This is a genomic window from Nitrososphaera sp. AFS (genome assembly GCF_009898475.1).
Lineage (GTDB): Archaea > Thermoproteota > Nitrososphaeria > Nitrososphaerales > Nitrososphaeraceae > Nitrosopolaris.
Genome location: NZ_QURE01000120.1, coordinates 1 through 7,828, shown reverse-complemented (window position 1 = coordinate 7,828; position 7,828 = coordinate 1). Strand labels below are relative to the sequence as shown.

The following is a 7,828-nucleotide window of genomic DNA, read 5'->3' as shown; positions in this document are numbered from 1 at the left end:
TCAGCTGACATACACGGTAACAATCACAGATAATCGTAAAGTAAAGAATTAGTATTCTCCCCCACTCTATTTTTAGTTGTTTTATCAGAATAGATTTTCTCTGGCTCCTAGAAATTCTTAGTTTAGAACAGCAGCTGCTATCCCCTGTTTAATCTAACATAAGTCCTGGCATGAAGCCAAAAGCAACTGCAACAGGCTTACTTAGACCTATGGATGGAAAATTTTATGACAATTGATGGAAAGGGTAAATTTGTATCCAGCCATCCCGCTTTTTGACAGATGTGAATTTAGACTCTTTCTCAGTTAATCATCACAAACGAAGATGGTCATGGTTGGCATCGTCGCCGGATTGTGTTGTCCAACGTCACCGGAATGTGTACAGGGTGTGCCACCCTTAATGCCATTTGCGTTAGTTGCAAATGCTGACTGCGTATATACGGTTGCTGTAGCTAGGACTAAGAATATAATCATCAGCGCAAAGATTTTACTTACCACATCGTTTATAGTATGAACGCCGCCGCTATTAAGGAGATTGACCACAATGTGCCATAATGTGGGACAAAGATGAACCACTAAACTTACACTCCCTCTCCTTCAACCAATAAAGCGTGAATAGAAGATATGTGGTTACGAGACAATTACAACGATATATTCAAGCATTTAGCAGGGCCACTTCTAACCAAAGACAATATTTTTTACTTTTGTTGATGCGCTACCTGTGATAAAACAGTATCCTATTTTGCTATTTTTACCATCTACTACAAACCAGATTGGAACAATATAAGCATCATTTTTTCTCTATATGATATAAATCAATCATATAGTAAACAATTATTTACACTGCCTATATATGATATTACATACTGTTTCTATTTAGGACTAAATTCACTCCATTGTAGTAGAACATGTTGCAAATTTCGGTTACATCGAACTAATTTTGTTTTAAATTAACCTGAACGATTAAAAACAAATGAAGGGATAAAAACCCCGATGAGTGGCCTTAAGAACAGATTAGAGAAATCAAAGAAAATAGTGTTTCTAACTGGAGCTGGAATATCTCAAGAAAGCGGAATTGCTACTTTCAGGGGGAAGGATGGATTGTGGCAAAGATATGACCCAATGAAGTTTGCTTCCATACAAGCATTTATAGATAATCCAAAATTGGTGTGGAATTGGTACAATGATAGACGTAGGGAGATGCTGGTAGCAAATCCCAATCTAGGACATATCGCGATCGCAAATCTTCAAAATTACCGACATGTCTCAGTCGTTACCCAGAATATTGATGGCTTACATCAGCGGGCTGGAAGTAGAGATGTAGTAGAACTTCATGGAAACATCTTCGATACCAAGTGCACTAAATGTGATTTCAAATCTACCATGAAATCTGAGTTCTTTGATTTACAAATATGCAAATCATGTGGTAGTTACTTGCGACCTGATGTTGTATGGTTTGGTGAGGGTTTAAAACAAGAGATATGGAATGAGGCTGTAATACACTCGATGAACTGTGATATGATGATAGTAGTAGGTACCTCCTTGACTGTATCACCAGCCAATTCGCTGTTATTATATGCTAAAAGGAATCATGCTACGTTAGTTGAATTGAATCCAGCCAACTCACCATACAGTGATGAAATGGATTTTTGCATCAGAAAGACTGCAACCGAAGGATTACCGACGCTCTTTTCCATCTTTGGCACTATCTAACACCATCTACCACAAGGCCACTCACCAGTTCTGATATTATTCTTGTCACTTAATGTGTTAGGAACATATCTACAGCAGATTCTCTAATTCACCATTCATTCTTCGTTATCCTCTCTTTAGTCCAAACACCTTCTTTGCTGTAAGTTTTTTAATCACAGGTACCAAACCATACTAATTGTCAGAAGAACAAACAGAGGGCTTTTCCAAAATATTAGTTGGAATAGATGGTTCAGAAGCATCAATATATGCATCTCGCTATGCTATTGATATTGCAAAAAAATACAACTCTCAATTAATCGCTTTATTTGTACTTCACGTTCACGGAGTTAGATCAATATCTTCAACTTTCATCACTGCGCCCACATCTAGGATTGAACTATTTGAAAAAGAAAAGAAGGAAGCACAGGAATTACTAGATAAAGTTAGGATCGAAGCCCAAAGAGAGGATGTGGAACTGAGAACAGAAATTGTTGAGGGTTCTGCATCTGTAGAAGGTTCGATAGTTGACTTTGCAGAAAATGAAGGCGCAAGTTTGATTGTTGTCGGAACAAGAGGAAAGAGTGGATTTAAAAGGTTATTACTTGGGAGCGTAGCATCAGGTGTGATAACCTACGCACATTGTCCTGTTATGGTGGTAAAGTGAATTGATAGATAGATAAATACTGTTATGGAATGGAAAGTGCATGAGCTGAGATATAGTTGACATAATTGCTGACAGTATGGTATAAGTTAGAAATTGTCTGCAGCATATCGTCATCCATTAGATCATTTGTAAACATTTTATTGCTAACACTTTATGCATATAGTCAAAGCTCTAGATTGCTACACCAAAAATTTTATGAGATTGAATTGAATTCAATCAAATAGGTAGTCGCATTTTTTAATATTATTGTTGTAATTCTGCTTGGGTCAATGAATTAAGTCTGGCAAGCTTTGATTTGGAAGCAACAAAGGGAGTAAGCTCCTTTTCAGTCGTCACCATGGGTCTTTCCCTTTTTGCGAAGGATCCGATTATTGTTGGTTCAAAGTTATGTTTCCGGAGATCATCTATCACCAAACTTGCTAAATCACTTGTAGTAACTATAAGATGGCAGCCGTTTGAAGAGGCAGTTGCATTTTCCACTAATAATTCTCTAGTTGCAAACCTGCAAATTTCTTCGTACTTGATTGGCAACTCATTGATTACAATATTGGAGTTTGTCAGCTCTGCAAGCTTTCCTATTGCAAAGAAGCCATCTGTGACAGCTGGATATACTGCTGTTATATGATTGTGTTTGTCATACTCCATTCCGAAATCGGGACAATATTTTGATATTATTTTTCCCAGGGAGAAATGTGGTTCACTCAGACCCTTTATAATCTCGTCTTTTGCAGCGGAAAGAACATCCATGGAAATCCCATTTTGTTCAAATTTGGTTATATTATTATTATCCATCTGTGTTAACATATAGAGACTTAGTGCTGGCATTGTTCCCATTTTATTTGAAATAATAATTTGCATTCCTTCCTCCACTTGATCGTATCTTGTTGGTAATTCCTTCACAGTGTTTGCAAGAGCAGTTGTACCAAAAAAGAGATAGCCAATTTTAAGGGAGCTATAGTCTTCCATAGCTATATTGTAACGAGAGGTAAAAGTATCAAGATTTATTCTAATTTTGTCCAGCATTTGTTCAGTGGGTGCATCATATGCAGGAAATAATTTGAATCCTGAGGTGCAGCCAAGTAGATTAAGATTTTCCATTCCTGCAGTCATTGCAATATTACTGTGAATTTCTGACTCTGGTCTTTGAGTCGGATCGGTAATTTGGGTTATGGCGTTATTTGCAGATGTATATCCTACTTTATCGCCCCTATGTAATTCTATATAGTCTAGTAGAGCAAATTGGGCTTTATGTAGAGCTGTCATAGCCATGGTGTTCTTTTTTACGTATACCTTTGAATGAAAATTATCAAAGAATTTTTGAACTGCTTCAGAAAGCAATGCTTGATCATGGCCCAAAACATTATGAACACGAAACATTGAAAGCGCACGTTTTATTTCAACTTCCTTCTCAATTGAGGGATTTTCGAAATTGTATACTCTTCTAGTTAGTTCAGGAACTTTACCGTCTGCATAATGGAAGCTATCGAACCAGGTTGGTGTTAACTTTAGATTACTTCGCTTAACTTCCTTCAGTGAATGTTGTAACACATAATAATCTACCTCGTTTGAACAAGTCGGAATCCAACGCAAAGGATCAAACCCAAGTTGTTGATATTCCTCAACCTGTTTCCAAAAGCTCTCACTCATGCTAATCCTTCACAACCATTAAATCCTGCTTTATTATATAATTATATAAATGCACTCATTAATAAATTAAACTTTACCTTATAATTTGATAAATTTCTAGAAATTAATTCAGATAATACAACATAATATTTATCTGAATTATTATCTTGATTGTTACTCGATCGAGGCTTGTGATAGCGCACAAATTATAAGTCTACGGAGAGTACGATCTGCAATCACATGGAGAAGATAATGGATTCAAAGCTAACCATTTCTCAAATAAGGCAAATCGCACTCCAAATGGAAAAAAAATCTGCAGGGGAAGTTTTAGAATGGGCATTAAATACTTTTGGATTGAGAATTGGCCTAGCATCGAGTTTCGGTTCAGAAGATGTAGTTCTTATTGACATTATGACAAAAATTAATAAAGAGAAAACTAGAGTTTTTACTTTGGATACAGGCAGACTAAATCAAGAGACATATGACACAATTGATAAAGTTCGTAAAAAATACGATATTCAAATAGAGACATTTTTTCCAGAGCGTCAAGAGGTTGAAGAAATGGTTCAAACAAGAGGCATGAATCTGATGTATGAAAGCATTGAGAACAGAAAACTCTGTTGTGAAATTAGAAAGGTACACTCTCTTAACAGGGCCTTAAGTAGGCTGGATGGTTGGATTACGGGATTAAGAAGAGAACAAGTAATTACAAGATCTCAAATTCAAAAAGTAGAAGTTGATTTTTTACATAAAAACATTATTAAAGTAAATCCATTAGCAGATTGGACTAACGATATGGTTTGGGATTATATTCATAAAAATGATGTTCCTTACAATAAGTTGCATAATGTAGGCTATTCGAGCATTGGTTGCGAACCATGTACAAGAGCAGTACATCCTAATGAAGATCCTAGATCTGGGAGATGGTGGTGGGAAATAGATACAGATACACATAAAGAATGTGGGCTACACTGGGATCCAATTAAACAAGCCCAAATCCAAATCCAAATCCAAATAAAAAATAGGGAACATTTTTGACTAGTGTTGACAGGATACCCAGACCTCATGGAGGTAAACTGGTAAACAGATTTCATTCTGCCAAGATGAATATTGATGGAATGTTTTCAATTGAAGTTAGTAACGACCTGAGAAATGATATTGAAAATATTGCAGATGGTATTTTTAGCCCACTTGAAGGGTTTGTTGGAGAAGATGACTTTCAAAGCATTGTCAAATCTGGTCGATTAAATAGTGGCTCGGCTTGGACTATTCCCATAATATTGGATGTAGATCATGAAACAGCGATAAAGATGAAGGATGCCGGTGAGGTCTTATTAAAAACTGGTAATCAGCATTTTGGAACTGTCAATGTAGAAGAAATTTATTCTTATGATAAAGGCTTTGTTGCCAAAATGGTATACCAGACAAATGACCCAAAACACCCAGGGGTTGACAAATTAATTAGACTTCAAGATCGGCTCATAGGGGGCAAAATCAAAGTCCTCATAAAAATCCCTCAGTCGCCCTTAAGACGGTTTCGAGTAAGTCCCCTTGAGACTAGATCCCAAGTTCAAAAGAGGGGATGGAAAACCATGGTTGGTTTTCAAACAAGAAATGTTCCACATGTTGCTCATGAAACATTACAAAAGACAGCTATGAATATTTATGACGGTTTATTTGTAAATCCGTTAATTGGCAAAAAGAAACCCGGCGATTTCAAGGATGAAGTAATTGTAAGAGCGTATGAGACACTTGTAGAAAACTACTATCCAGAGAGTAGGACTATGTTTGGAACACTTCATACTGAGATGAGATATGCTGGGCCCAAGGAAGCAATACATCATGCTATTATGAGAAAAAATTTTGGATGTTCGCACTTTATTGTAGGTAGAGATCATGCTGGTGTTAGAGATTATTACGATCCTTTTGCAGCGCACAAAATATTTAGTGATTATCCTGATTTGGGAGTCGAACCATTATTCTTTAGTGCGTTTTATTATTGCAAAAAATGCCTAAGCTATGCAAGTGAAAAGAATTGTCCACACGGGCCAGAATTGCGAGAAGAGCTAAGTGGCACGAAGATGAGAAAGATGGTTAGTTCTGGTCAGATGCCTGCAATGCACTTGATGAGGCCAGAAATTTCAAAATTAATAATCGCTTACAAAGAACCATTTGTACCGGAATAACCCGAAATAATTCTTATATATGAGCGTGGATTATAACTAGTTACAAGCCTGCAGACATCTAAGCCAAAACGTCGGAAGCATAATTCTCCATGCATCAATTTAGACGCACGAGTGGAAGTTATCAATAGGATTGAATCAATAGACTGCAGGGCGTGAAAATACTAGGGACTGCCAAACACAGAGGACCTCTATATATCACCTATCCAGTTCTTCAATAGCCATGTACACCAACCTCAATTTGGCGGATATTTTGTTAGGAAAAATAGAAACATGTTACTGTCTGGTTCGTTGAGGCTATCCGATCTCAACCTATCTATTCAGGAAACTTTCATAATGTATGATATTTGATAGACCAAACAATGTTAATATAAATAGATTCATTTCTCATTCCAAAGCTGCGGCTTTTCATTTATCATATTCCATCCATCTTCTTCAGATTTGACTTTTAAATGGTAATAGCATCGAATAGTTTGTATCTGATAATCATACGCTTTGACTTTGCTTAAGTCTATGTGTAATGCTTTTAGCCGCATCCTGAACTAGACTTTGTGCATTTTCCAATATTGGATTATCCTGGTGTCCTAGGAATAATTTATCAAAACCTATTTGAGAAACTCTTTTTACTGAAACGGCTGCAGAGTGACTTGATCTAGGGTGAAATAGGGTGGAGGTTTAGTAATTCCTCCACTCGCTTTCCGGTTCCACAGAATATCCGCACCAAATAGTGTACTTTGTTTCGATATATGCCATAAGGTATGTCATAAGGTGGTAGTACATTATTCATAAAGTTTCAGTCTACAGATTCAGCAGTTTTTGAATACAATCACCAAACAAATTTCTACAAGTTGCTAGGAAAGTGTTATAGGAGATGTAATTAAATGAAAAGTATGTCATTAGCAAATATAGTAGAACTCATCGGTAGTTCTGACAAAAACTGGGAAGATGCAGCACAAGTCGCAATTACTGAGGCCGCTAAAACCATTCATGGAATTCGAGGTGTAGAAGTGACAGATTTAACAGCGCGCATAGATAGCAAAACCAGCAAAATAGTAGAATATAGAGCATGTGTCAAATTATCGTTTGGTGTAGAACGATGATAGGGCCTTGTTTACCTGCATCATACTGACTTGGGCCAAATACAGTTTTTGAATACAGTGCACAGATTTCTACAGACCATTACATGTTTGGATTGTGAATTAGCTGCTATCTACCTAGTCTCGTCAATGTCAACATAGATCACACTAGTCCCCTTTTTGATATTACTCTCTCCCTCGCACGTCCACCTTGCACCGTTGAGATGTGACGAATCTAACTAGGATGTGATTATTGTTGTTGGACACTGGGCGCGCTTGTCAAAAGCTTAGGCACAGATGGTTCGGGCAGTAGTAGTGACGAGAGGAAGCTGCAGCAGGTGTCCTTAAGACTTACGCTAATGCATAGCATGTAGAGTGGACAAGATACTACCGGGATAAAGAAGATGAAAAGAGAGTAGAACATGGTCTGAAACAGCAACCATTCAATGTACTAAGAGGCTAGTGGTAAGCAAGGATTTCGCATGGGAGGGTAGAACCAGTGATTGCGAAGAGTTTCATCTAGCCGGGGTTTGATATGCCTATTTATATAACTCCAACATCATTATTTTTGCTCCTTGGCAACTTCAGAC

Annotated in this window: 7 protein-coding genes; 5 read left to right on the top strand and 2 right to left on the bottom strand. The window is 37.2% G+C overall.

Translation table 11 applies throughout. The features are described from left to right. Positions 1-303 precede the first annotated feature (303 nt). Positions 304-573: a hypothetical protein gene (locus DYY65_RS10675; RefSeq protein WP_162477944.1), complete on the bottom strand. Its 270-nt coding sequence runs from the start codon at positions 571-573 to the stop codon at positions 304-306. A gap of 417 nt (positions 574-990) precedes the next feature. Here DYY65_RS10675 and DYY65_RS10670 point away from each other — a divergent pair, with 417 nt between their 5' ends. Continuing rightward, positions 991-1,710, top strand: a complete 720-nt coding sequence (locus DYY65_RS10670) for an SIR2 family NAD-dependent protein deacylase (protein ID WP_162477943.1) — start codon at positions 991-993, stop codon at positions 1,708-1,710. Between the two features lie 175 nt (positions 1,711-1,885). Then, positions 1,886-2,353: a universal stress protein gene (locus DYY65_RS10665; protein WP_162477942.1), complete on the top strand. Its 468-nt coding sequence runs from the start codon at positions 1,886-1,888 to the stop codon at positions 2,351-2,353. 243 nt (positions 2,354-2,596) lie between these two features. Here DYY65_RS10665 and DYY65_RS10660 read toward each other — a convergent pair whose 3' ends face one another. Further along, positions 2,597-4,000, bottom strand: coding sequence for a SelD-related putative sulfur metabolism protein (locus DYY65_RS10660; RefSeq protein ID WP_162477941.1), 1,404 nt, complete (start codon positions 3,998-4,000; stop codon positions 2,597-2,599). Between the two features lie 231 nt (positions 4,001-4,231). On the opposite strand from DYY65_RS10660, the gene DYY65_RS10655 reads away from it, so the two are divergent. The 3 genes from DYY65_RS10655 to DYY65_RS10645 all read left to right on the top strand — a co-directional run bounded on the left by DYY65_RS10655 (position 4,232) and on the right by DYY65_RS10645 (position 7,262). After that, positions 4,232-5,017, top strand: a complete 786-nt coding sequence (locus DYY65_RS10655) for a phosphoadenylyl-sulfate reductase (protein WP_162477940.1) — start codon at positions 4,232-4,234, stop codon at positions 5,015-5,017. Then, the gene (gene sat / locus DYY65_RS10650; protein WP_162477939.1) at positions 5,014-6,165 is read left to right on the top strand and encodes a sulfate adenylyltransferase; all 1,152 of its coding nucleotides are present in this window, start codon (positions 5,014-5,016) and stop codon (positions 6,163-6,165) included. The genes DYY65_RS10655 and sat overlap by 4 nt, the downstream gene beginning before the upstream one ends. A gap of 878 nt (positions 6,166-7,043) precedes the next feature. After that, positions 7,044-7,262, top strand: a complete 219-nt coding sequence (locus DYY65_RS10645) for a dodecin family protein (RefSeq protein WP_201449466.1) — start codon at positions 7,044-7,046, stop codon at positions 7,260-7,262. Positions 7,263-7,828: the final 566 nt, after the last annotated feature.